At 38.5% G+C, this 2,577-nt stretch carries 2 protein-coding genes and 1 pseudogene; all 3 read right to left on the bottom strand.

Annotation, left to right across the window (positions count from 1 at the left end; translation table 11 throughout):
* A pseudogene (locus tag ACIQ0D_RS12610) lies at nucleotides 1-830 on the bottom strand (hypothetical protein); the annotation flags it as partial.
* A 7-nt stretch (nucleotides 831-837) separates the two neighbouring features.
* Entirely contained in the window at nucleotides 838-2,280 is a 1,443-nt protein-coding gene (locus tag ACIQ0D_RS12605; RefSeq protein WP_395806149.1) for a DUF1080 domain-containing protein, read from the bottom strand.
* 87 nt (nucleotides 2,281-2,367) lie between these two features.
* Nucleotides 2,368-2,577, bottom strand: a 210-nt coding sequence (locus ACIQ0D_RS12600; RefSeq protein ID WP_395806147.1) for an iron chaperone, incomplete at its 5' end; no start/stop codon positions are given.

Below are 2,577 nucleotides of genomic sequence, written 5' to 3'. Positions count from 1 at the left end.
ACATTTTCGGGTTTGATATAACGACCCTTTTCATTTTTCACCTTACGAGGATCAATTTTAGAATTAAACTGAGCTTCAGTTAATTTTAATGGCGAATTTGGCATTCCCGTCCATGCTAAGCCTGCCGGATGTCCCAAGAAATCGCCCTTATCAACCTTCCAAAGTGCACCGGAACCCATCCAATCGCCTTGATTATCGGTATAGAATAACTCATCATTTAAAAAGCCTAATCCAGCAGGAGAACGCATTCCCGTTGCCCAAGGCTCCATTTTACCATCTTCGCTGATGCGCATAGTCCAGCCTCTCCATGGCACACGGCTCTCACCTCTCCACCATTCTTCACTACCAAATGCTACATTGGCTGTTACGAAAAATGATCCATCAGGCGCAATTTTTGGTCCGAAGCTATATTCATGATAATGGCCCGAAAGTGGCCATGAATAAATAGTTTCGTACACATCAGCCTTACCATCCTGATTATTATCTATTAATTTGGTAAGCTCACCACGTTGTGCACAGTAAAGGGCGCCATCTTTATAAGCTAGGCCTAATATTTCGTGTAAACCTGAAGCAAACTTTCTGAAATAGGGTCTGCTACTTGTTGGATTTTCTACAATAAAAACATCACCACGACGGGTAGAAATAGCCAAATCGCCATTAGGCATATTAACCAAGCCCCCCACTTCCAGAATAATACCTTCCGGAGTGGCTACTTTCATTATTTTGGAGAAATCTTCTTCCTTAGGAGTTTCTTGTGCAAAAGCAGAAATACTAGCAAGTGCGAATACCCCTAAAAGGACTGTTTTATATATTTTATTGATGTTTTTCATGTCCTAATTAGAATAAAATTGAATAATTTAAAGTATTAAGAATTGGAATAAGTAGCTCTTTACGACCGTTAATTTCACGGATAAATGCCTTTCCGCCATCTTCCACTTTGAGATAATACGATTGATTATCAATTAAATATGAACCATCTGCTGTTTGAACAATATTTTCAGCATCTGCTAAACGGAAATACAAATTATTTACAGGATTGCTAATGCTAATTTTACGAGAAATACCACGTCCTAAATCCAAAACTGTTACCTGATCGCTAACCTTAGTCCCGTAAGTATGATATTTAAATATTGGTAAACCTTGCTCATCAATTACATAACCTTTTGGTTTATAAGATGTGCCGCTTGTATCGCTTATCCATGCTGCATCAGTACTTGCCAATTGAGCAATACTTTGTTTAGGTTTTCCAAATCGTTGCACCATGCCTAATGGTCTGGAAGAACCATCACCACGATCATGCCACATTGGGGTAGCATTTAAGAAATCTCCTCTCCAAACTTGAACTAACATGGCATTATCCATATCATAGGTATAATGAACTTTTGCTGCACTTCCCACAGAAACTGCATGAACTACACGTGGTGATCCAGGCAAATCCATGAAACTTCTAAGAATGCTATTTTCTGAGGCATCGATTAAAATTGGATCAACTGTATTGGCATTTACGTTTGGTTTTTCTGCCGGTCTTGGTCGATCAAAAGAAGTAATTTTTATGTTTTTGAATGCAACAGCACCATGATCGCCTTGAAAACGAAGCGGTGCTTTTGCAGCTTCTGTATTACTAATTGAGCCACGTGTTGGACCACTCAACTCCACATTGTCGTGGATAATTACCCCGTTTAGTTCAACTCTAAGCATAACTGCATTGGCAATTTTTTTACCAGATGCATCAAAGCGCGGCGCTTGAAAAGAAATTTTAAATTTTTGCCATAAACCTGGAGCTTTGCTTGCATTTTGTCTAGGTGCATAACCTGCATAACCCTGCTGTCCTTCTGGTTTGCTATCGTCCCAACGCGGATAAATTCCACCATTGGTATTGGATTTCGGACTTGGAGAGCCCCATGTATCTTCCAATTGGATTTCGTAACGTCCTTGAAGGTAAAGACCTGAATTTGCGCCTGAAGCCATCAAATATTCAAACTCCAAATCGATATCACCATATTCGGATAGAGTAAAAAGATCCTCTCCCTTATTCTTTTTATCAGGGAAGTTTACAAGAATACCGCTTCCATTACCGAGGCTCAAAAAATTGGTTTTACTCAAATCTGCCTGAACAGATCCGGCAATTTGCCAAGATTTTGAAGGCGATTTAAAGGCAGAAAGGTCAATTAAACCAAGCTGAATAGGGCTTTGTGCATAGGCTACTCCATTGGTAGATAGAATCAGGAATGCCGCAAAGCGCAAAAAAATTGTAGGTGAAACTTTAAACTTTAAATTCATTTTGTTTTGCTTATGAGATGTGAAGATAATAATGAATTATGATATCTTACAATGATATTGCTTTTTTGAAAATCAAAGCGCAAACATTTATTTGGCTTTTAATTTATTTTGCTCGACTCTATATTTAACAATCCTAAAAATCAGATTCAAGGGAATTTCATCTTCTAGCGTAAATCTAATCGTGCCTTTTGATAAATTATAAGGAGCCAATTCATCAACAAACGCTTTAATTGCAGAAGGGCCCGGGTAAAATCCAATATGGCTTTTATAGGCAGCAAAATGGACCAAATTTCCGTT

It is taken from the genome of Daejeonella sp. (genome assembly GCF_044342615.1).
GTDB lineage: Bacteria > Bacteroidota > Bacteroidia > Sphingobacteriales > Sphingobacteriaceae > Daejeonella.
The sequence above is the reverse complement of the archived record's forward strand: the minus strand, read 5'-3'. Positions and strand labels throughout refer to the sequence as shown.

Coding starts and splice junctions, on each gene's coding strand:
- ACIQ0D_RS12605 (WP_395806149.1), bottom strand. CDS start 2,280: ATGAATTTAAAGTTTAAAGTTTCACCTACAATTTTTTTGCGCTTTGCG.